General features: G+C 59.5%; 16 protein-coding genes. All 16 read left to right on the forward strand.

Annotated elements, in window-relative coordinates:
• Nucleotides 1-4: 4 nt before the first annotated feature.
• The 16 genes from H151_RS0102750 to H151_RS0102825 are packed head-to-tail and all read left to right on the forward strand — an operon-like array spanning nucleotide 5 to nucleotide 23,061.
• Nucleotides 5-826 (forward strand): hypothetical protein, encoded by an 822-nt coding sequence (locus H151_RS0102750; RefSeq protein WP_019960098.1) that lies wholly within the window; start codon nucleotides 5-7, stop codon nucleotides 824-826.
• The gene (locus tag H151_RS0102755) at nucleotides 823-1,878 is read left to right on the forward strand and encodes a hypothetical protein (protein WP_019960099.1); all 1,056 of its coding nucleotides are present in this window, start codon (nucleotides 823-825) and stop codon (nucleotides 1,876-1,878) included. Before H151_RS0102750 ends, H151_RS0102755 begins: the two co-directional genes overlap by 4 nt.
• A 2-nt stretch (nucleotides 1,879-1,880) precedes the next feature.
• A complete protein-coding gene (locus H151_RS0102760) occupies nucleotides 1,881-2,927 on the forward strand; it encodes a DUF4255 domain-containing protein (protein WP_019960100.1) in 1,047 nt (348 codons plus the stop codon).
• Complete coding sequence (locus H151_RS0102765; RefSeq protein ID WP_019960101.1) at nucleotides 2,928-4,307, forward strand: ATP-binding protein; 1,380 nt, start codon at nucleotides 2,928-2,930, stop codon at nucleotides 4,305-4,307.
• Nucleotides 4,304-4,543, forward strand: a complete 240-nt coding sequence (locus H151_RS0102770) for a hypothetical protein (protein ID WP_019960102.1) — start codon at nucleotides 4,304-4,306, stop codon at nucleotides 4,541-4,543. Before H151_RS0102765 ends, H151_RS0102770 begins: the two co-directional genes overlap by 4 nt.
• A 2-nt stretch (nucleotides 4,544-4,545) precedes the next feature.
• The gene (locus tag H151_RS0102775; RefSeq protein ID WP_019960103.1) at nucleotides 4,546-5,178 is read left to right on the forward strand and encodes a hypothetical protein; all 633 of its coding nucleotides are present in this window, start codon (nucleotides 4,546-4,548) and stop codon (nucleotides 5,176-5,178) included.
• A gap of 3 nt (nucleotides 5,179-5,181) precedes the next feature.
• Nucleotides 5,182-5,520, forward strand: coding sequence for a hypothetical protein (locus H151_RS0102780; protein ID WP_019960104.1), 339 nt, complete (start codon nucleotides 5,182-5,184; stop codon nucleotides 5,518-5,520).
• Nucleotides 5,517-6,671 carry a phage late control D family protein gene (locus H151_RS0102785; protein WP_019960105.1) on the forward strand — a complete coding sequence of 385 codons (1,155 nt, stop codon included), beginning with the start codon at nucleotides 5,517-5,519 and terminating at the stop codon, nucleotides 6,669-6,671. The genes H151_RS0102780 and H151_RS0102785 overlap by 4 nt, the downstream gene beginning before the upstream one ends.
• Before the next feature lie 12 nt (nucleotides 6,672-6,683).
• A complete protein-coding gene (locus H151_RS0102790; RefSeq protein ID WP_040758583.1) occupies nucleotides 6,684-7,511 on the forward strand; it encodes a phage baseplate assembly protein V in 828 nt (275 codons plus the stop codon).
• A complete protein-coding gene (locus H151_RS0102795) occupies nucleotides 7,508-7,906 on the forward strand; it encodes a GPW/gp25 family protein (protein WP_019960107.1) in 399 nt (132 codons plus the stop codon). The genes H151_RS0102790 and H151_RS0102795 overlap by 4 nt, the downstream gene beginning before the upstream one ends.
• 21 nt (nucleotides 7,907-7,927) lie before the next feature.
• Complete coding sequence (locus H151_RS0102800; protein ID WP_019960108.1) at nucleotides 7,928-9,106, forward strand: baseplate J/gp47 family protein; 1,179 nt, start codon at nucleotides 7,928-7,930, stop codon at nucleotides 9,104-9,106.
• Nucleotides 9,103-12,033 carry a baseplate J/gp47 family protein gene (locus H151_RS17920; protein WP_019960109.1) on the forward strand — a complete coding sequence of 977 codons (2,931 nt, stop codon included), beginning with the start codon at nucleotides 9,103-9,105 and terminating at the stop codon, nucleotides 12,031-12,033. The genes H151_RS0102800 and H151_RS17920 overlap by 4 nt, the downstream gene beginning before the upstream one ends.
• Nucleotides 12,030-13,637: a hypothetical protein gene (locus H151_RS0102810; RefSeq protein ID WP_019960110.1), complete on the forward strand. Its 1,608-nt coding sequence runs from the start codon at nucleotides 12,030-12,032 to the stop codon at nucleotides 13,635-13,637. Before H151_RS17920 ends, H151_RS0102810 begins: the two co-directional genes overlap by 4 nt.
• Nucleotides 13,638-13,671: 34 nt before the next feature.
• A complete protein-coding gene (locus H151_RS0102815) occupies nucleotides 13,672-17,490 on the forward strand; it encodes a hypothetical protein (protein ID WP_019960111.1) in 3,819 nt (1,272 codons plus the stop codon).
• Between the two features lie 9 nt (nucleotides 17,491-17,499).
• Nucleotides 17,500-18,984, forward strand: coding sequence for an eCIS core domain-containing protein (locus H151_RS16800; RefSeq protein WP_019960112.1), 1,485 nt, complete (start codon nucleotides 17,500-17,502; stop codon nucleotides 18,982-18,984).
• A 9-nt stretch (nucleotides 18,985-18,993) separates the two neighbouring features.
• Nucleotides 18,994-23,061, forward strand: coding sequence for an eCIS core domain-containing protein (locus H151_RS0102825; protein WP_019960113.1), 4,068 nt, complete (start codon nucleotides 18,994-18,996; stop codon nucleotides 23,059-23,061).
• The last annotated feature ends 2 nt before the right edge of the window (nucleotides 23,062-23,063 follow it).

Here is a 23,063-nt window from a genome sequence, read left to right on the forward strand (position 1 = left end):
CATCATGGCTGAGCTTCGCCCCGTCACCACCCTCGCCCTGACGCATCCGCGTTTTGTGATGCGTGCGCTCAATGGCCATGTCGAATTGGCCATTGCCGAGGCCCTGCGCCTGAGTACGCGCGCGCATCAGGTGACGGGGTTGATCCTGGCCAGTTTAGAGATGCTGGAGGGCGAAACGCCGCGCCGCGATCAGATCATGGCGCTCGGCTCCGGCCCCCGCGCCTGGCTGGTCCATAAAATCGCCCTGCGCTTTTGGCCCGATCTCACCTGGTTTGAAGGCCAATGCCCGCACTGTGATGCGCCCTTTGATCTTGATCTTCCCATCGCACACAGCCCCTTTACCCCTGCGGGGCCGGGCTATCCCGTGATGGAAATTGACACCCAATTGGGTAGACGCACTTTTGAAGCGCCCAATGGCTATCACGAAGTCGCCCTCGCCCAGGCGCTCGATCAAGATCCGCTCGCCGATCCGCGCCCGATCATGGCCGCGCTGTTGAGCCTCCACCCCCATGCGAAGGCCGAGGCTGAGGCCTTCTCAAACGCCGATCTCGACCGGCTTGATGACGCGCTTGATACCCTGTGTCCTCAATTGGCCGATTGGGTCGAAACGCCCTGCCCCAGCTGCCAAGCGCCCTTGGAGCTCCTGCTTGATCCCTTCACCTTTGGCTTGCCGCGCGAAGGCCAGATCCTGCGCGATGTGCATATTCTGGCGCGCAGCTATGGCTGGCGCGAGGGCGAGGTTTTAGACCTGCCGCGTAATCGGCGCTCACGTTATGTCGACTTCTCCCGCCAGGGCGGACCTTCGCGCGCGGAGGCAGGGTTATGAGTTATCTCAGTCGATGGGCCAGACGCGCCGCGCCCAATCTCATACCCTCAACGCCTTTACGGCCCAAGGGCTTACCGCCCAGCGTGGCACGTGCTGAAACCCTTGAAGAGGAGCCGCCCGTTCAAGCGAAACCTCTGACATCCAGCCTTCATCGCGAGGTGAAACCCGCCGATGAGGACGAGGGCATGCAGGCCAAACCCCTCCTCAACCGTGCGCCCGCAGAAGAAGAGACAAGCGAGCCCGAAGCCCAAGCGCTCCATCGCGCACCGATAGATGAGCCCCAGGACGCGCCGCAAGAGGAGGCCGTTCAAGCCAAGCCTTATGCCGCGCCCCGTCTGACCCGCGAGGCCGCACAATCCCCCGAAGAGCCCGCAGAAGAGACGGCGCAGCCGCTCTCGCGCGTTCTTCATCGCGCCGCTGACCCGGTCCCAGAAGACACAGAAAAGCCCCAAGCCCAGGCCCTTCATCGTGCTGCGGCTGACCCAGTGTCCGAAGAGCCCACAGACGACGCTGTCCAGGCCAAGCCCCGCCTTCACCGCGCGCTTCCCGTTGGGATGGAGGAGGTGACGCCCGAAACCACGCCCCAGCCCGAATTCGCCGTTGGTGAAGAACCCGGGCCCGAAGTGCAGGCCAAAGCCCTACCCACCGCGCATCCATTCTCGCGCCCCACTCCAGCGGCAAAGCCTGCCCATCCCACGATTGCCGATGTTCGCGGTCTCACTCCGCTGACACCGTCGGCCAAAACCTTGCCCCCCGAAAGCCCGGCAACAGGCGCGAGCGACCGTCCTAGGGTCGAAGGCGCTCAATCACCCCCGCCTTATAGGCCGCAAGACAGTTTCACGCCCTGGCAGGAAGCCGACAGCTTCGCCTCCAATTTGGCAGAAACGACGCATTATACCCCACAACCCGCCAGTCAACCGACGGAGGTCACGATTGAGCAGGTCGATGTCATCATTCATGATGATGGCAGCCGCCCCGCGCCTTCAGCCTCCGCGTCCTCTCATCCGCGTCAAGACCAACGCTTTCGCGCGCAATTCTTGGGGGGGCTATAGCCATGGCTCTTGCCCCCACCTCGCTCTCGCTTGCGGTGCAAGGCATCGCCGATGTGCTGGATGCCCATTTTAACGGCGATGTTCAGATCTCTATTGATACGCCCTTGCGAGCCCAGGAAAATGCCAAGGGCGGGGATCGGCCCTATCTCAATCTTTTCATTTATCGCATTGCGCCGTCTGGATTTCACAGTGATCTCGGCCCGGAAGACCCGGCGTTTATTCGGCTTTATGGCCTGTTAACGCCGTGCATGACCAATCAAAACGGTGAAACCGGCGATGAGGAATTACGCATTCTGGGTCATGCGCTGAGGGTTTTGCATTCCCAGCCCATTCTGCCGCTGGCCGCTTTGCCGCCCGCTCATGGCGGTGGGGATCCAGACTTTCGCACCGAGCTGGGTGAGCCTCGCCTGACCCGCTATCGCCTGCAAACCCTGATGCAAGCGCCCAGCATGGAAGAGCTTAATCATATCTGGACCACGCAAGGCGGCGATCTGTCCTATCGCCTGTCCGCGGCTTATGAATTTGCGCTGGTGCCGATTGAGCCCCTGACCCTTCGCGAGCCCGCCGGGCCGGTCAGAAGCGGGGTCATTGACCTCACCCCATCCGTGGCACTTGATCGCGATCCGATGGCACCGGGCGAGAGCCTTTTGGGCTTTGCCTTGGCGGGAGACACTCGCGATACCGCGCCGCCGGAGGTTTGGCAGCCCATCTTATTATTTGCCGAAAACGACACCTTCACCACCACCCGCGCGCAGGCCGCAAATAGTGTCAGCACCCCCATAGCCTTAGTCGGCGCGCCGGGAGCGGCCCTCGCGCTCGACATGGTGTGGAGCCAAAACGGTGTCGCCCAAGCGCCCAGCCCCACCCAGAAAATCGTGCTCGCCACCCACAGCCTTACCGATCCTGCGGCCCGGCTCAATCTCGCTTTGCCCAATCCCTGGCCCGGCGACCAGGTAGTGATCCGGGTCCGCCTCGCCGATGGGGCGGGCATACCCGTGCCCCACGCGCCCTTCGCCAATACCATTACTCTGAGCGCGGAGGCCCCTTAGATGACGGTTCAAACCCATCCCAGCCCCGCGCCGCGTGATCCCAATGCCCTGGACATTGAATGGCAAAGGCTCTCCATCCTGATTTCCATCGCTGAAGCGACCCGTCAGGGCCACACCCTGCCCGAGGATTTTGCGGCGGGTTTTGATGCGGTCAATGGCGAAACCGCCAAGGCCCGCCAGGCCGGGATCTGGGCTCCCCTGGCGGAGTTTTTAACCGAAGCCCAGCGCCAGGCCATGACCGCGCTGGATCTCGACATTTTGGTCTGTGCGCTCGCCTGTGATGGACGCCCATCCTTGGCTCCGCGCATTGCCGCACTGCAACCCCAGATCAGCCACCAAGCGCCCAGCCTGGCCTTCCTGCAAGAGGTCTTGATGCTCGATAGCGGAGCGGATCTGGCGGCGCTCTTTGATCGGCTTTCTCCGCGCTCGCCCTTGGTCAGCGCGGGCCTGATCACGGTTGAGGGCGATGGTGCAGCCCAAGCGGTGAAAGTCCATGGCGGGCTTGCCACAGCCCTGTTAGGCCGGCCAATTCGCGTTTCCGCGCCGCCCGGTGCGCATCTCAATCTGCAACGCGGCACCTGGGCGGATTTGATCCTGCCCGACAGTGCGATGACGGCGTTAAAAGACTATCTGGCCTGGATTGAGCATCGCCGAACGTTAAAACGCTGGGGCGTCACACGCATGGGCGGACCGCTCGCCTTATTTGCCGGACCTTCGGGAACTGGCAAGACCTTTGCGGCGGCGGTTTTGACCCAGGCGCTCAATGAAATCAGTGGCGAAAGCTGGAGCCTTTACAGTCTCGATCTCGGTCGGGTGATGTCGAAATATGTGGGGGAGACGGAGGAGAATCTCAACCGGCTTCTCGACGCGCTTAATGGCCAGCCCGCGATTTTGCAGATTGACGAGGCCGATGGCCTCTTGGGTAAACGCGGTGAGATTTCCGATGCCCGCGATCGCTATGCCAATCTGGAAGTCTCGCACATGCTATCGCGGTTTGAGCGCCATGACGGTCCGGTGATCCTCACCACCAATTTGCGCTCCAATATTGATCCGGCCTTCCTGCGCCGGTTTCAGCTGGTCGTGGATTTCCCTGCGCCCGACCGCGATGCACGCCAGGCCCTGTGGGCGCGTTTGATCCCGCCCGGGGCTCCGCGTCAAGACGATCTTGATTTCGCCGATCTGGCCGAAGCCGCGCGCCTCTCCGGTGGCGCAATCCACAATGCTGCGCAATATAGCGCCATCCTGGCCGCCGCCCGTGATGAGCCGCTCGCCCCTCATCATATCGCGCGCGCCGTCTGGGCCGAGCTCAACAAGGATAACCGCCAGGTCCGGCGCTCTGAATTGGGCGCATTAAGTGTGCATCTGGAGGGCGTGCTATGAGGATTAAGCGCGTCACCCTGACCTTACCCGCCGCGTTGACCCCTCAGGCCGGGGACAGCGCGCGTGTGATCGCCAAGGCCCTCGCGCAGCATTTGGCGCAGCATCCCGACCAAGCCCAAAGCGCTTTCACCCTGCCCGCCCAGGGCGGCAATGCGCAAATGGTGGCCTGGACCCTCTCCAGCACGCTCACCCCAAATCCGACACCGTCTTCCATGGCGAAAAAGGGAGGGCGATAATCATGGCTGTGCCCACCCGCGGGGTTTTGTTTGAATATGGGATTTCCATTCCACCGCTCGCCTTGGTGTTTGAGTTTAATCCCAAGGATATTTCACGCACCCGCACCGTGACGGTGCGCACCGGGGATTCGCCCGGATCGCGCGGCGGCTATGACTTCCTTTCGCCGTTGGAAACCCCGCGCGTGGCCCAGGGCGTGGAGATGCAGGCCGAAAGCTTCTCCATCGAGATCATGCTCGATGCCAGTGACCGCATGGGCGAGGGCGATGCCATCGCCACCACCTTTGGCGTGCAGCCCCAAATCGACACCTTACGCTCCATGGCGGAGCCCAAAACCCAAGGGCCCAGCGGGGTCAAAACCCTTTCCAGCCTGGGCCTGGGCGGCGCGCGCGCTTTTGAACGCCAAGAAACCGCCTCGGTCCTGATTTTCGCCTGGGGCATGCAGATCCTGCCGGTATTCTTAACGGGCGTGGCCCAGCGCGAGGCCTTGCATCTGCCTAATCTGCTACCTTATCGCGCCACGATGGGGCTGACCTTTCAAGTAATTGAATCCTCCAACCCCTTCTATCTCGCCGACAAGGTCCGCCAGACAGCGATGACCGCGCTCAATCTCGTCACTTTAGGACAGGGGATTTAGATCATGGCGTTTTTCAAAGGCTCCTTTTACGAAACCACGCCGCTGTTTGAAGCCGATGAAGACGGCATTTTGATCTTTAAGGGCATTCGCGCGCGCCGCCGCGATACCCCCGACCCGATACTGGAGCATTCCATCGAAGCAGGAACGCGCCTGGACGCCTTGGCCCAGCATTATTACGCCGATACGCGCGCCTGGCGCCGGATTGCCGACGCCAACCCCGATATTCTGTTTGCGGAGGATTTGATCTATCACCGCGCGCCTGAAGACAATGAGCGTCTGGAGCGCTTGGGCGAATTGCGCCTGATCCCGGCGCGCCGGGATGCCAAGCGGGGGGGCATATGAGCTTTCTCGCCGGCCTTCTGTCTACACCTTCGCGCCTCCCCGCCAGCTGCCTGATCGAGGTGGGAACGGGCCTGGAAGATATTGGTGACCTCGCCAATTTGGTCTCCACGGTGGAGATTGAAACCTCGCGCGAGGGGGCCAGTGCGGGCAAGATCGTGATTGATGACCGGCGCACCGAAACCGGGGTCTGGATGGCCGCCGATAGTGGACTGTTCACCCGTTGGGCTCCGATCAAAATTACGGCGGACTTTCAAACCCATAGCGAAGAGGTGATGCGCGGCTTCATCACGCGCCTCAAGCCCAGCTATCCACGCAATGGCGCGGATGCCAAGCTGGAAATCGAGCTGATGGATGAGAGCGCGGCGCTGGACCGCGAGCATCAACGTACCATTTGGGGCGATCCCGCGCCGATGACCGATCAGCTGATCATTCAGACCCTGATCAGTGATCTGGGCCTGGTACTCGATCCGGCTTCGGGTCAGGGCGCATCCAGCCGCAGCCTCAACCAGGATAGCCGCCCGATCCAGTTCATGCGCGAACGCGCACGCGCCAATGGCTATGAGCTGATCTTCTCTGAAGGCACAGTCTATTTCGGGCCTTGGCGGCTAGAAGGCGAGGCCCAGGCCCCGATGATGGTCTATGCCGGGCGCGATACCAATTGCCTAAGCTTTGAGGCCGAGGATCAGGGCCAAAGCCCTGACGCGGTGCAGTTTGATCAAGCCCCCGCCAGTGATGGTGCCAGCCCTGTAACCCAAACTATTGAACCCGACCTTGCCCCCCTCGGCACCACGCCCATCGCTGAGGAAGGCCGCGATGTCGGCACACCCAGCGTTTGGCGCATCAGCCGCGAAGGCGATGAAACTGAGGAAGAAATTACCGCGCGCGCCCAGGGCCTCGCCAATCAGCATAGCTTCCGACTTCGCGCGCGCGGAGAGCTGGATGGCGCGCTCTATGGTCATGTCTTGAAGGTTGCGCGCCTGGTGAGCGTGGATGGCGCAGGCACACGCTATGGCGGGCTTTATTATGTCGACAAGGTCAATCACGTCTTCAACCCCGAAGGCTATCGCCAGCAATTTGAGCTGATCCGCAATGCCACTGGGGATGACGGCAGTCTAGGCGGGGCCGCTTCGGCCCTGTCGGGCCTGTTTTAGGGAGGGATGATCATGGATGGACATCACGCCCTGGAACGCACAATCCGCGCACAGCAAACCAAATATTACGGCAAATATCGCGCCTTCATTTCGGATAATAAAGACCCTGAACAGCGCGGCCGGTGCAAGCTGATCATCCCCAGCGTTCTGGGTGAAACCGTCACCGATTGGGCCTTGCCAGCCTTTGCCTATGGCGGGGGTGCGGATTTTGGCTGGATCGCGGTTCCGCCACAAGATTCCCAGGTCATTGCGGAATTTATGGAAGGCGATGTCTCAGCCCCGCTCTGGACCGGGGCGTTCTGGCGCAAAACCGATGAGGTGCCAGAAGCTTACAAAGCCAATACCGAGCCCAGCGCCAAAGTGCTGCGTACCGAAAGTGGCCATCTCCTGGTCTTTGAAGACAAAGAGGGCGAGGAGGTGATCACCCTCACCTCAAAAGCCGAAGCGCAGATGAAACTCGACGAAAAGGGCTCTTTCCAGCTAACCGATGCCAAGGGGGCCATGCTCTATCTCGATGCCGATAAGGGCGAGGTCACGATTGAAGACTCCCATGGCAATTCCATGGTGATGAGTTCCAGCGGCATCGCCTGCAAAGACGCCAATGGCAATGAAATCAAAACCGAAGGCAGTTCCATCACCGTCAAAGGCTCCACCATCACCATTGAAGGCAGCTCGGTGGCCGTCGGCGGGGCGGGCGGCGATCCGATCATCAAGGGCAATAGCTTCATGGCGCTCTTCAATACGCATATGCACACCTGCACCGCGCCGGGCAGCCCCTCTTCACCGCCCGTGAAACCCATGACCCCGGCTGAGCTGACCACCAAGAGTACCGCCTCATGACCCAGCTTCCCCCTCAACGTCTGCCGCGCACGCGCTATATGAGCTTTCCCTTCCGCATCGAGGCCGAAGGCGCGGCGCAATCCGAACGCCTGGCCCATATCCGCGAGCGGGTCGAGCAAGTGCTCTTCACCAGTCCAGGAGAGCGGGTTTTTCGGCCCGAATTTGGCTTTGGCGCGCGCCGCCATGTGTTTGAGCCCAATGCCCCGGCGCTGTGGGAAGCGGCGCGCAACCGGCTTTATGGCTCCCTGGCGGAGGCCCTGAAAGGCGATGTCGATCCGCAGACCTTGCGCATTGAAGTCGGCGCACCGCCCGGTCAGCCCGCGCAGCTGCGCGTGGAGATCACCTATATCGTTGCCGCCCTACAAACACAGGAGAGCCACGCCTTCACCCTTTAGGGCGAAGGCCGCATTATCATTATGGCCCAGCTGAGCGAACCTGATCTGATCTTTGAGCGCGGTTGCCCCGATTGTGGGGAGCGGCGCATCCGCCTGCCCCTACCTTTCCCCGGCGTCAGCGATGACCTTGACTGGCTGGCGCGTGATTATGACAGCCTGCGCCTGTTCATGATGCAAGAGCTCGCCCACCGCTATCCCCATCGCAAACACTGGACGCCCGCCGATATGGAAGTGGTGCTGGTGGAGGTCTTGGCCGCGGCCCTCGATCGCGTGTCCCATACCCTGGATGCCATACAGGCTGAGCGCTTTTTAGAGACGGCCAAGCGTCCGCAATCGGTGCGCCGCCTGTTGAAACTGATCGGGTATGACGCGGTTTTAAGAAGTCCCGAAGCGATTTTCGATCCCGCCTCCTCGCTCACGCTGGAAGATCAGCTCGAAGCCCATTGGCGCGCCCAGCCCGACGCCATGGAGGCCGCCCGCCAGGCCGGGCCGCGCCTGACCGGTGAGCAATTGCGCATGGTGACGCTCGCCGATCATGAGACTTTGATGACCCGCCATCCTCTGGTGGCGCGGGCCAAGGCGCGCTTGATCCGCACCACCGCCTGGTCGAGTATTTTGATCGCCATCCTGCCTGAAGCCGGGCATGAGCTCGATTTGCCTTTGTTTGGGGGGCCAAACCCCATCGCGCCAGAGCTGTGGCGTGAGGTTGAGCGGTTTCATTCCGATCTGCGCCTTCCCTTGCGCGCGCGCCAAGATCAGCCCACGCCGCGTGAAATCCTGCGCACTTTGATTGAGCGCTATCGCATGGTCGGCAGTGAGCTTTTCTTAGAAAACGCTCACCCCGCGCCGATCACCTTCACCCTCTCGGTACGCTTAAAGCCGGGCTATTTCCGCAGCGAAATGCGCCATGCCCTCAACGCGCTTTTGTCTGCCGAACAGGGCGGGTTTTTCGAACCGGGCCGTTATGGCTTTGGCCAGGACATTTTCGCCTCAGACATCTTTGACGCCGTCATGGCCCTGGATGGCTTGGAAAGCGCCTGTCTCAACCGGTTTAAACGCGTCGGCCAAAACTGGCCCGATCGCGCCGGGGAGGGCCTGATCGCCATTGGCGAGCATGAATATGTCCAATGCGAAAATGATCGCGCGCAGCCGGATGCAGGCCATTACCGCCTGGTCCTTCATGGTGGAGAAGCCGGATGAGCCTGCCCCCCTTGTCCCAGATCCGCGATTATACCCGCTGGAACCGCGCCGGCCGGCCCCGCTTCGACTATGTCGATGGCGATCCTGCCGTTTGGTTGGAGGAAATCCGCATCGCGCTGTTGACCCGCTATATGCGCGGCACACCGCTCGATCAGCGCCAGGACGCGCTCTTCCGTGAGCTCTTCATGCGCCTGGAAAGCGGCAATCAGGATCAAGCCGATCTGTTGGCGGCCGCCGCGAGGGTCAAATGGGCGGCCCTGGCACCGTCTGCGCCAGATCGTGCGGAAAATGGCGCTCAACGCAATGAACGCCTGCGCCAGCAATATAACGCCCCGCCAGGCAATTACGCCTGGGAGATTGCGCGCGCCTTCGCCCGCGCCCTCCATGTGCAGCTGGGCCATCTCAACGCCTATGCCAATGAAGGCTATCTGCGCACCGCCACCCAATGGGATAATGTGCGCAAGCTGGCCGCCATGGTGAATTATCAACCCTCACCCCCGGCCTCGGCGACCAGCCATGTGGCGCTGGACCTCAAAGCCGATAGCCCTGAAGTCGCCCTCGCCCCCGGTCTCGCCATGAAGCATACCCCGCCCGAAGGCGGCGCGGCGCTGATCTATGAAAGCGTAGAGGCCTTAAGCGCACATCCGGGCCTAAATCTTCTTCGTCCCTTGGGCTGGAACCATAATCAGACTTATCTTGATTTCACCGGGTCAAATACCTGGATCAGTGAAAGCGATGAGGGGATGAGCCCTGGCCAGCTGGCCGTGCTGCTGCGCTATCGCGCCAATGGCACAATCCACACTCAGGCGCGCGCGCGGGTCACCGCGGCACGCTTTGATAAAGCCACCGGGTCCGCTCAGATCACGCTCAGCCCCGGTCCCGCGGGACAATGGCGTAAAGATCGCACGGTTTTATATCTCAATCCCAAGACCGTGCTGGGGGTTTTACCGCGCTCCAGCCCCGGGCGTCTGGTGATCAAAACCGAACGCGCCGGGCAATATGCCCAGGGCACGATTGTGCGCATCACCCGCGAAGATGGCCGACGCTTTCGCGCCGTGGTCGCCCATTCTGCCGACCTTTACCTCACCGTTTTAACCCCTCATCGCCCCGAAGGCAGTGTGCAGATTGAACGCTATCTCCCCTTCGCCAGCAGCACATCAAGCTTTGAAACCCCCTCTTCGATCAACCAGCTCTTCTTCAAAGCCAAGCCCGATAGCGGATTGTTGATCGTCAGCGCGGGCGTGTCTGCCAGTCGCCAGGGCACCCATATCTTCACCCGACCTGCCAATGGCATGGGCCCTGGCTATGCGCTTAATAGCGATCCCGATGCGCCGCGCGATAGTGGCAGTGTGATAGGCCCGCCTGAGGCGCTTAGCCCCGATGCCCCGGCCCATGAGGAGACCCGCGTCATCATTTCCGGTAAGCCGCCGAAAAATGTCAAAGCCGGGGATTGGTTCATCAGTGAAGTCGGGGATGGGCGGATGAAAGCGCTGCAGCTTCTGGCCTTCAAAGAGGAAAAGACCCAGACCCTATTACAATTTGACAAGCGTATTCATGGACTTGCCCCCGATACGCTCCTCCATGGTCCCTTCACCCAGACCTTACGCCCGCTTGAGTATGATCGCGATCAGCGCGCGGCGTTTTCAGGCCTCACCCTGACCCTCGCGCCCGTGCCAACGCCGGCCTTGGCCCTCATCAAACCGGGGCGCAGCCTGATCATCGACCATGAGGCGGGCGCGGGCGAGGATGCCCGCCTTGTCAGCGTGAAGCGCCTGGTCAAAGTCGGCGCGCACTGGACCCTGGAGGTCACAGGGGTGGATGATCTCACCGGCTGGATCTCAGGATACACAGTCATTCGCGCCAATACGCTGAGTATATCCCATGGCGAAACCAAGCCCGCCAAAGTGCTGGGCTCCGGCGATGGTGAGCAGGCCCGTCAAAGCTTTGACTTTGCCATCAAAGATCTCAGCTTCATCCCGTCCAGCGTCGCCGAAGCCGGGGTCGCCCCGGACCTGACTGTGCGCGTGGGCGAAGAAGCCTGGAGCTATCGCGACTATACCGACCCCAGCGCCGAAGGCACGCCCAGCTATTCCATCACCTTGAATGAAGATGACACGGTGCGCATCCATATGCGCCGACGCCTGCCCAGTGCGCGCGATAATATCCGCATCACGCGCTATCGGGTGGGTCAGGGCCTGAAGGGCAATAACTGCCCCAGCTATAGCCTGACCCAGCCGATGAAAAAGCATCCCCATATCAGCGCCATTCATCAACCCTTTCAGCTGGCCGGTGGGGCCGAGCGCGAGGATGTCGCCTCGATCCGCGATCAGGCCCCCGCGCGCCTGGCCGCCAATGGCCGCGCCGTCAGCTTGCAAGATTTCGCCCGTCTCGCCGCGCGCCATGCCAGCGTCTGGCAGGCCCGCGCCCAGCAAATCCCCACCCCTCATGGGGCAGGTTGGGTGCGGCTCACCATCGTACCGGCAGGCGGTGGATTGGTCTCTGACAGCTTACAAACCGACCTGATCGACACGCTGACCCCCAAAGCCCTGCCGGGGCTTCGCCTCAGCGTGATCGGCTTTCAAGCGGTCAAGCTTGCCCTGGTCGTCAAAGTCCATGGCGATTGGGCGGTCTATGATAAGGGCGAGGTGCAAAAGCGCGCACTCTCCAGCCTGGTGACACGCTTCACCCTCGCCCAGCGCGGCCTGGGTCAGGTGTTTTATATCTCAGAGGTTTTAAGCGCCTTAGAAGGCGTTGAGGGTGTGACCGGGGCAACGATTGAGCGCCTGGCCGTCAAGGCCGGTAGTCCTGATCCGCGCCGCATTGCCGATACCGATGGCAAGCCCTCAGCGGTTTTCCCGACGCTTGATCAAGTCGCCTATATCGACAGCGCCAATGATATCAGCGTCCTGACGGAGGTCTTACGATGAGCGATCTCAAAAGCCGCGCCGGACATATCCTCTATCACGAATTGCCCGAGGAATATCGCTATCGCGATAACCCGAGCGAAGGCGAGCTGGGCGATTTAGAAGCCTATCTTCATGCCTTTGGGGCGGTTTTGGACCTGACGCGTGAGACCTTAGAGCAGGCCTATGGCGATGCCTTTGCCGAGACGGCGGATAATGGGCGCTCCATCCAAACCTGGTTGATCCCTTATCTGGCCGATCTGATCGGGGCAGAGCTGATGGCCCCCAATCCTGCGCATCGCGCAGAGGAACTTAATCAGACCATTGGCTGGTTCAAAACCAAAGGCACGCTTGATTGCGTCGACACCATTGCGGACACGATTAGCGGCGTTGAAAGCGTGGTGGTCGAGGGCTGGCGTAAAGTGCTGATCACCCCCTCGCCTCAGACCCCGCCCTTTACCGCCGCACCTGATCTGAACACCAACGAAGATCCCGGTGGACGCCCGCTCGCGCCGTTGGGAACGCCAGATCTCAGAACCCCGTCACGCGCGATCGTCGATCCAAATGGCACCAACCCGCTTTATTATCTTGCGCGCAATGGCGGGCAATATTGGAAGCCCAGCACGCGCCGGGGCGTACCGTGTTTTCCAGCCAGCTATGATGATGTCATGGTGCGCACGCCCGATTTACGCGACCCCGCGCGCCACCGCGTTGGGCCCAGTGCCAAGCGGGTTGTGGTCCATGTGCGCCCGCCGCAGGGTCTGATCCGCGAAGGCATGCCCACGCTTCAAATCGCCAATGCGCCGGATCCGGCCAATCCCTTGGGTCTCGACCTTGCCAGTGATAGCGTGCAAATCGTCAATCCCCACACACTCTGGACCCATTTTGGCCAGCCCGCCGACACCACCCCCGCACAACTGCGTTTGGAAGGCGATCTGACCTTGCCAGCGGACTGCCGGGTGCAGCTGGAAGATGTCATCCTTTTGGGGCGCCTGCGCGTCTCCGCCCCGGTGCCAGAAGCCAGCACCCGCGCGCATTTGCGCCGCTGCGCAATCGAAGAGCTGAGCTTGATGACCCCCACTGATCCCTCACCCTTGGTGGAGGCCAATGACTGTCTGATCGGAGAAATTATCTCCGCCGGGGGCTTTGCCCAATTGGTCGAAACCACCGTGCTGGGCGAAACCCATTTGGAGCGGCTTTGGGCCTCGGACTGTATCTTTCAAGGCGATTTGATTGATGTCACCTGCGCTGAAGGCGGCAGCTGCATCCGCTTTTCACGTGTCCCTGATCTTAGCGATCTGGCCGGGTGTTATTTCGATGACAGCCCCAATAATACCGATGCGCCGCTGCATTTCGTTGATCTTTATTTCGAAGATCCCGGCGGCTGCACATTACGCGCGGCGCGCTTTGGCGAGCCGGGCTGCGCCGTTCTCGATCTCGATACCGATCTAGCCATCCGCGAAGGCGCGGAAAATGACGGCGAGATGGGGGTCGGCAATCATCTTTATCTATGTGCGCAGCTGCGCGCCATGACCCATAAGCTCAAAGATTTCCTGCCCTTGGGCCAGGACATCGCCCTTCACTATGATGCCCGGCTGGCCCGTCCACCCGCGCAGATTGCACCATGACCACGCCAATGATGACGACCAAGGGGAATTAGTCATGAAAGCCCGCGTAACGCGCCTCAACCAACGTCCCGACCCCCTCCTGAGTGGTCTGATCCATCATGAGGGCGAGATGGTCACGGCCAGTGATCTTAATGATCACGGCTTCCACGCCACCTTCAAGCGCGAGGAGCTAGGCCTTCTGACCCTGCGCGATGGTGTCCCGGCCGAGGGGGGTGCCATTGCCCTTTCACCCACCCATGTGCCCAGCCTGCAACCGGGCTATATCGTCGCCGACGGGGTGATCGGGGATTTGCGCCCCGGCCCTGATGCCAATCCAGCGCGCGATGCGGCCCTCTTTGAATCTCAAGCTGACCTTCCTGAAGGCCCCGCCTGGCCCGAGGGTGAGGATCATGTCCTCTATGCCGATATCTGGACCCTGGCCCAATCGGCCCTGCTTAACCCCGATCTGATCGATCCGGCCCTTCATGGGGCCGATACCGCCATGCGCACCCGCACCGTGTGTCAGATCAAAGCCGCGCCCGCCGATGCGGTGGAAGATTTGATGTATGGCGCGGGCCGCTTTCCCCAAGTGGGTACAGGAACGCTGGTCGCGGTGGAGCGCAATGAAGCCGCCCTCATTGATCTATGCGATCCGTGCTCGGACGTTATAGGCGATCAAGACGGCGTCACCCCGCCCAATGCGCTGGTGCGTTTTGAGGTCATTTCAGTCGAGGGCCCAGCCCATGCGCCAACAAAAATCACCCTCGCCTGGTCCATGGAAAATGCCTCCATCACCGTGCCTGTGGATTTCAAAGACCAGATCAAGCGTGCCGGGGCGGTCTATGAATTTTATTCCGACATTACCGAGCTGCATCGCGGCGTTTTCGCCACCCCCAGTGATGCCAAACGCCCGGCCTTCATTGATGATTTCGATGATGCCCCCAATCCGGCCCAAGACCATGATGGCTCGCCCTGGCCCTTTATTCGCCGCTGGGATGGCTGGTTAGAGCTTGATCTCAATGGCGACGCTGTCACCCGCACCTTGGGCGCGGGCTTTGCCCATGACATCCAAGACCGCGTCTTTACGCTGTCTACGGACTATTTCGAAGCGACCTTGGATCTCGATCATAAAGCCATTATCGCCGGGGATTATTGGCTGATTGAGCTACGCCAATTTGCCCAAGCCGGGGCCCGTGTGCATGTGCCCCAGGCTCTACCCAGCGGACCGATCCATCATTATTGCGTGCTGATGCATCTCGATGAGGATGGCGAAGCCAAACGCCTGTCTGACACCGATCGCCGCCGGGTGTCCTTCCCCGCGCTCTCCAATCTACCGGCTAGCCATGTGGGCCTGGATCATCGGTGTACGAAACTCTTTGGCAATGCCGAGAATGTGCAAGATGCCTTGCGCAATCTGTGTTCTATCGCCGCCGAAGATATCGCCTTTAACAATCAAAACTGCCCGCGCCTCTATGCCGGGGCCGATACCGTTCAAGACGCGCTCGATAATCTATGCGGGCTCAACGCCGAGTTGATTTTCTTTGATCCCGCCGCCTGTCCGCGCCTTTATGGCAATGCGCAAACCGTGCAGGAGGCGCTGGCGGCCCTATGCGAGATGGACGCCAGCAAAATCCCCTTCGACCCGGCCGCCTGCCCTGATCTTTATGGCAATGCCCAAACCGTGCAGGAGGCCTTCAATCGGCTATGCGCCCTGAAAGAGGGCCAAGATTACACGCTGTTGCTGCGTTATTTCTTCGATTGGGGCGTGGTGTGTGGGATCTTGGTGCGCTTCATCGAACGCGCGCGCTTACAGATCACCAAGGGCTATATCCTGGATCAAATGGGCCGGTTTGAGCGCTATCGCGGGGAAACCCTCGACCTTAATGAGCTTTTGAAAGCCGATCAGCGCACGCGTGTTCACTATGACAGCCCGCAAATCTTAGGTGCAGACTTACGCAAGGGCGAGGTCTGCCTGTGCCTAGCCTATGATGATGGCGAAACCGCCGCCCAGCATGGCCACGAAGCCGGGGTCTATGTCCATCTGGTTTCCAAGCGCGATCTAGGCCCACTGGTTCAGCGCTACCGCGATGTGGTGCGCGAATGCCTGGAGAATATCAAGACGGTCAATTTTAAAGACACGCTGAACAATCGCGCCGGAAAAACCCGCGAAGTACGCCATACTATGGCGATGATGCTCAATCAAAGCGCGGTGTATGACGGCGTCATTGCCTTTGATGAGGAAGAAGGTGCCCTTGCGGCAGAATTCATCAAAGAGGCTGAAACCGCCTATCACGCCATCGCCAATGAAGAGGAAAAAGAGGTTTTGAAGCTGCGCATGGAAACCGTGCGCGACACCATCAAACTTTCGGATTTCGTCGGTGAGGCCAAGGCCATTGCCCGCGCGCGGCTCAACAAGGCCCTGTTGGGGGCGATTGCGCTTTCTGATGAAGAACGCCGCCAACGCTGTATCTGTGAAAACGCTTTCCCGCCCTGCCCACCGACCAAAGGGGGCCAATATGATCGCTTTGTGCCGATTGCCTGCCTGAAAGGCGAGCTGGAGGGCGATGATCAAATCTTCCTGGAGCAGATCTGCCCCTGGCTATGTCGCAAGCAAGCCATCACGTTGAAAACCGCGCAATATTGGGAGCTGTGGGAGCCTAATCTCAGCCGGATCTATGAAACGGTGATGAGCGAATGCTGCAAACCCAAGCGCCAAGATCCTCCGCCCATCACCTGGGTGCCTGATGATGGAACCTATATTCCCTATGATCCCGGCAAAACCGGCGGCGATTGGTCCAAGCCCGGCAGCTATAAAGAGGTCAATCCCGATTATCGCCGCCTGATCCAGATTGAAGGCCAGCCTTTAAAGGCCGCCAAGGCGATGCTGGAAGGCTTCGGGCTCAGCGTGGGTGAGGCGATCGACACCGCAACCCCGCAAGGCGTGAAAGCCCTGCGCGAGCATACCGGGAAGCTCAATGTACTTGAGCTGATCGAGGATAATTCCGCCCGGCCCGGCGATGAAGCCATCATCGTGATGAATGGCGGCGCGGCGCGTGGCTATCTGATCACCCAAAAGGGACATGGCTCTTATCCCTTCAAGCCGATTGAGGGCCGGATCACCCAGCCCGCAGGCGATGGCACGGGAACGGGCGGTGTTACGCTGCCCAATATTGATCTGGAAGGTCTGCGCGAGCGCCTCAATAAAGCCCAATCGGATAGTGAGAAGCTGGCTGAACGCCTGGAATTGCTGATCAAAACCCGCTCCGACACGACAAGTGCGGTTGCAGAAACCCGCGCGGAGCTGAGCGCGCTGAACCCCGAAGTCACGCAAGCCCATCGCATGGTCAAACAGCTGCAAGAGACGCTGGGCCGGTTGACATCAGAGCGCGAGAGCCATGAGGCCGAAGTCAAGGCTTTGCGCGAAGACCTCACGGGTCTGCGCAAAGAGCGCAGCGAGGCTGAGGAGGCCGTCAAAACGCTGACCCGCGATCTGGGTAAGCTCTCGCAAAGTCGCGACACTTTGATTGAGGCAATTGGCGAGGCCAAGCAGGAGTTTAAACGCGTGGAAACCGATGCCCGCGCGGCCGGTCTCGCGTTGAAATCCAATCAGGAGGCGCTCGAAGCGCTGCAAAAATCCCATGCCAGCTTCATGGTCTCAATCAAGGAAGATCAACCCATCACCATGGTTGAGGGGGTCAATGCTGAACTGACAGGACGCATGGCCGCCTTGGGCATTCGCAGCGTCAAAGACCTGTCTCGGCTGACCCCGGCCACCATCCGCAAGCTGGAAAGCAGCGATCTGATGAGCCGGGCCGAAGCTACACGCCTGATGACCGCTGCGCGGGTCTATCTGACCCCGCGGCCCCAAGGATAGGAGACCACCATGGCCTCGCATCGTCGGTTACGTCGGCGTATGGCCGGTGCCAAGACCCGCAGCCGCAGCCGCGCCCGGCCCGCGAACCCGGCACCCACCCTGGCTGCGCGTCAATCGGTGAAAGCCCAGATGAGCGAAACCGGGCTTTCCAGCCCGGTGATGATCGGTGCCCAGAACGCCCCGCAAGAAAAGGTCGCCGATCAATTAGCCGGGGCCGCGCTTCACCCCTCGGCGCTTACGACCCAAACCTCCAGCGCGGCGATGCCCGGTGCCAGCGCGCGCAACATGTCCCTGCCCGCCAGCCATATCGGCGATTTCAAAGCCCCCCCGGCCGCGCAGACAAGCTTGAAACAGATGACCGGGGGCCATGGGCTCGCCCCCGCGCAACAAGCTTTCTTTGAACGCCGCTTAGGCGCGGACCTCTCTGGCGTGCGCCTGCATCAAGGGGCTGCGGCCCACGACGTCTCCAACAGTCTCCATGCCGAGGCCTTCACCTATGGCCGCGATATTGGTTTCTCCAAAGAGGCCCCCTCGCTCTCCACACCCGCGGGCCAGCAGCTGCTCGCCCATGAGCTGAGCCATGTCGCCCTGGATGAGGGCAAAGGCCCTTTACGGCGCAGCTCTGATTCCGGCGAATATACCGAGGAAGAACGCCGCGCCATGCATGAAGGGCGCATAACCGGCACCGATGAAGGCCGACGGCGCGCCGCCGCCATGGGGTTGGAACCGGGCGATATTGTCTTCCGCCTGGGCAGTGCAAATTTAGCCCGCATGATCGGTGATCCGGTCACCCATGGTGGGATTTATATCGGCGATGGTAAAATTCACGACATGGTGGGCTTTGGCAATCGCGATGTAAGGGTCGAAAACTTCTTCTCCGAAGCTGAAGATGCCAGCGTCTACCGGGTGTTGCGCTTTACCGGGCCGAGAAGCGACCTCATCATCCCCCATGTAGTCAGCAATATTCGGGCCCGCAATTTCCGCCTGCCGACCGACAGTGTACCGTGGAATCTCTTCTCCAGCGCCGATGATTACCGCACTGCGACCTGCCTGGAATATGCCCACGCGCAATTCCTCTATGCGATCTGGGAAATCACACAAATGCCCTATAACGCAGAGATCGCCGGTGAAATTCAAAGCGCCTACTTCCGTGACGGTGAAGATCAACCCGCCAATTTGATCCAGGCCCAAACGCTCACTCAAACCGGCTATGACCTTTCCGGGGCTATGCTGCCCGGCTTGATCATGGGGGCTGCGGATTATCTCGCCGAAGATGTCGATGATCAGGTTTTCCAAAACCGATGGGAAGGCGAAAGCCGAACCGAGATGATGCCAGGCGCTTGGCTCAGCGGCGGATTTAGTGGAGGCGGCTTTGGCATGGATAGCCCGAGCTATGATGTCCCGCAAACCCGCACCACGCATACCCTGCGCGCCTTTACCTATTCCAGCTTCGTCAACGCCACGCGCTTTTTCACCCTCGTGGGGAGCAATTAAAGGCGCGCCATGAAAGCCAAGCTCGCCCCGCCCAAAGTCCAAACCGGCAAAATCACGACCAAGGTGAGCGTTCGCGCCCCGGCCCAGCGCGCGCCGGTTATGACAGAACTCTCTCGCGCACGCCTGCAACCCAGCCTGAAAGTGGGTCCGGCCAACGACCCGTTAGAGCATGAAGCCGATGCGATGGCCGATCGCGTGCTGGCGATGTCGGCCCCCATCCAAGCGGAAGCGCCCCCGCCTTCAGAGAATAGACCTAGCAATCCCAGTGATGGCGGTGCAGCGCCATCCACACCGAGCGCTCCGCCCCTATCGAATGAGGCCCAAGGCCCCCATCGCCTCCATCGTGATCTCGGCGGGCAACCCAATCTCGATACGCTGGATGCGAATCCAGCCCTGGATGCCGCCGAGCAAGAGCCCAGTTTGGGGCCTGATGAGGATGTTAAAACCGATACGCTCGATGGCGATGATATGGGCGAGATCGAAAGCGGCAAACCTGATGCGGTGTCCAATGACGCGGCCAGCGAAGGTGCCGTCCAGGCCAAACCTATTGCGCGCGATCCGCAAGATGGCCTCACCATGGGGGCCGAGGGCGGCATTGCCCCCCATGATGTCAGCGCGCGCGTTACCCGTCCTGGTGCGGGGCGGCCTTTACCTGCGAGCGTGCGAAACTTTATGGAGCCGCGCTTTGGTGAAGATTTCTCAGATGTCAGAATTCATGATGAAGCCCAAGATCACGCCACCGCGGCCAGAATTGGGGCACGCGCCTTCACCTATAAAAATCGCATCTGGATGGGCAAAGGCGAAAGCGTTGATAATAAACGCCTGATGGCGCATGAGCTGACCCATGTGGTCCAGCAAACCAAGCGCGGGACATCCAAACACGCCTCTACACCCCAGACCTCAGACGCCAAAGCCCATCGTGAAGTCACGCCCAGCCTGCAACGCGGGTGGGTCGCGGATAAGGCCGAAAGCTATGCCCGCCAAGTGCCGGGATATACTTTAGTCTGCGTCCTGTTAGGTAAAAGCCCGATCACCGGACGCACCGTTGTGCGCAATGCGGTCAACATCATTGGCGGCTTCTTGGGTCTGATCCCGGGTGGCACCTATGTGTTCGATAAGCTGCGCGAAGCGAAAATCATCGAAGAAGCCTATACTTGGGTCACCTCGCGGCTCTCGCAGCTCAACCTCACTTGGAGCCGTGTCAAAGGTCTCATCAAACAAGCCATTGATGTTTTCCCGACCTGGTCGCCCTTGGAGAGCATCAAGAAAATCTTCGCGCCTCTCATTCGCGACATTAAAACCTTCGCAGGCGAAATAAAAGACAAGGTCTTGAGCTTTATCATCAAGGGCGCGTTAAAGCTCGCCGGTCCCTATGGCGATAAAATCTGGAAATTCGTCCAGAAAGCCGGAAATATTATCAAGATCATTTTTGAAAACCCCATCGGGTTTGCCAAAAATTTGATCGGCGGCATCGTCGGCGGCTTTAAGTTGTTTGGCCGCAATATTATCGAACATCTCAAACGCGGTTTGTTGGGCTGGCTATTCGGCGCGCTCTCCAGTGCTGGCTTACAACTCCCCGCCAAGCTGGATTTTAAAGGCCTGATGTCCATCGGTTTGCAGGTCTTAGGGCTCAGCTATGACAAATTCCGCACCAAGCTGGTCAAACGCTTAGGGCCAAAGGGCGAACAGAAAGTCGGCTTTTTAGAAAAATCGGTTGAGGTTGTTAAGATCCTCGCCACGCAAGGCTTTTTGGGCATTTGGAAGAAAATGCTCTCCATGATTGATAATTTCAAACAGACCCTCATCGGCAGTATACAGACCTTTGTCATCCAGACCGTGATTGAGGCCGGGATTGGTTGGTTGGCGGGTTTATCAAACCCCATCGGTGCGATTTTCCGCGTCATCAAAGCCATCTATGATCTGGTGAAGGTCTTCATCGAGCGCTTTGACGAAATCGTCGCCCTGGCCAATACGATCTTCGATTCCATTGGGGCCATTGCCGCGGGCCAGGTGGCCGGGGCCGCCAAGCTGGTGGAAAAAGCCATCGGGGCCACCGTGCCGGTCGTCATTTCTTTCCTGGCAGGTCTGTTAGGCCTGGGTGGACTACCGGGCCGGATCAAGTCGGTTATCAAGAAAATTCAAAAGCCGATTGATAAGGCTTTAGATAAGCTTCTGACTTTCCTGGTTAAAAAGGCCAAAAAACTACTGGCTAAGCTTCTCGGCAAGCTCAATTCCAAACGCAAATTACCCGGCGCAAAATTCAAAATTGCCAAAGTTCAGCACCGCCTGTTTTTCAAAACCAAGGGCCGGGGAAAGGCCGCAAAATCAGAGCTTTGGATCAATACCAAAGCCACCCCAGTGAAAAAAGCCACTCAAACCTTGCGTCAAGAGGTTCAAGAGGATCAACCCGCCCAGGCTCAACAAACCCTCGCCTTTGCCCAGGCGCGCGATAAAGAAGCCACCACCTTAGAAACCACCGCCAATCAAGTCGCCCAAGCCCCTAAAGATCGCTCCACCCGGGCGCAAAATACCAGCGCCGATACCGCCTTAAACGCCGCAGCGCAATCGAGCGAAGCCGAGGCGCAGCAAGTCCTCAACCTCGCCGGAAAACCAGGCTCCAGCATTATCGCCAAGCCTGATGAAGACGGGGATAAAGACCATCCTGAAGAAAGCTATATCCGCTTTATTTCTCTGCGTTCAAAACTGGAAGGCACAGTCAATTCCTATTCAGCGCTCAGAAAAAGCATTCAAAGAAACATCAATGAGGCCAAAGAGTATTATGAAGCCGACCATGTGCCCAATCAGGCCGTGTTGCAACGCATTCAAAAATGGATGATGGATACCGGCAAGGCCGCCTCAACCTCCGCCGCCAATAAAAAGCCCCCGATGCGCTTGGCCCCGCCCACGAAGAACGGGGCATCCTTGGGCAGTGAAGAGGAGCTGGCTCAAGATTTAGGGCTGTTATCAACACGCAATGCCTATGAAAACGCGGAAAGTTTTCCCGCTATTTTACTGTTCAAGGAAATTCACGATTACAAGAATAGTAATTTCCCCAATAAGGCTGATCTAACGGCGCTGGATAAAATACTGACCCCGACGGCCACAACAGCCCACATCAAGACCTTCTTAAAAACCCATATTGACCAAGAGATTGACCGTATCAAGCAAAGCTATGGCGCAAAGCCCGGGCAAAATCAGGCAGACCGCGATATCATCACGACGGCATTAGCGAACCTGCCGACCTTAAAGACCCGCGCCATTGAGGCCCTGAATTTAGGGGCCGCAGCCGCCACGACCCAGACGACATCCGCAACACCGGCCAAGGCTGAGCGAACGCCGTTTAAAGCCGGGAGCGGTCATATGCTGATTGATCCCAAAGGCAGTAGTGAGCAGCCCGACTTCACGCAGGTTGAATGTCGCCCCTTCATCTACCACACCGGAGCGGGCGGAGGTGCAAAATTCGGCGTCCTTCAACTCGATCACAATATTGATCAAGTGTTTCATAGTCAGGCCAAGGCGGCGAAGTTTGAAACCCTGCTACCTGATGATGTTATGACGGCCCATGTCAAAGATGGCGATCAAATCAATGGTAATCCCAAACCCTCTGAGAACTGGGCCGCCGTCAAAGCCCATAAAGTCTTCACGCCCCATGACAAGATGAGCCTAACCGCCAATCAAGTGGATACTTTAATGATTGCCCGGCGCGTCCACAGCGCGTTGTCGAGCCTGTCCCGCGACAAGCCGACCGTGAACAGTGAATACCAAGGCTTGTTACAGGCAAAGGCGGCCAATATTGGCACGAGCATGGCCCAATCCCAAGATGATGCCCTGAAACAAGCGCGCGATCATGCGAAAGATGCGCTGAAACCCTATTTCCAAACGCGCTTCAATGACCGTGCGGCTGAGATTGAGCGCATCTATTCCGGCGATGAACTGACTAAAATCGCAGAAGACAATGGCGGCGGCGATAAAGGCGTAGCGGCCCAAACCTTCTTCAGAAATAAAGTCCTGGCACATTTGCCGACATCGCTTCGCCATATGCGCACGCAAAATGACAGCCTGTTTGGACCGAAATAACC

This window comes from Woodsholea maritima DSM 17123 (assembly GCF_000382325.1).
Classification (GTDB): Bacteria; Pseudomonadota; Alphaproteobacteria; order Caulobacterales; family Maricaulaceae; genus Woodsholea; species Woodsholea maritima.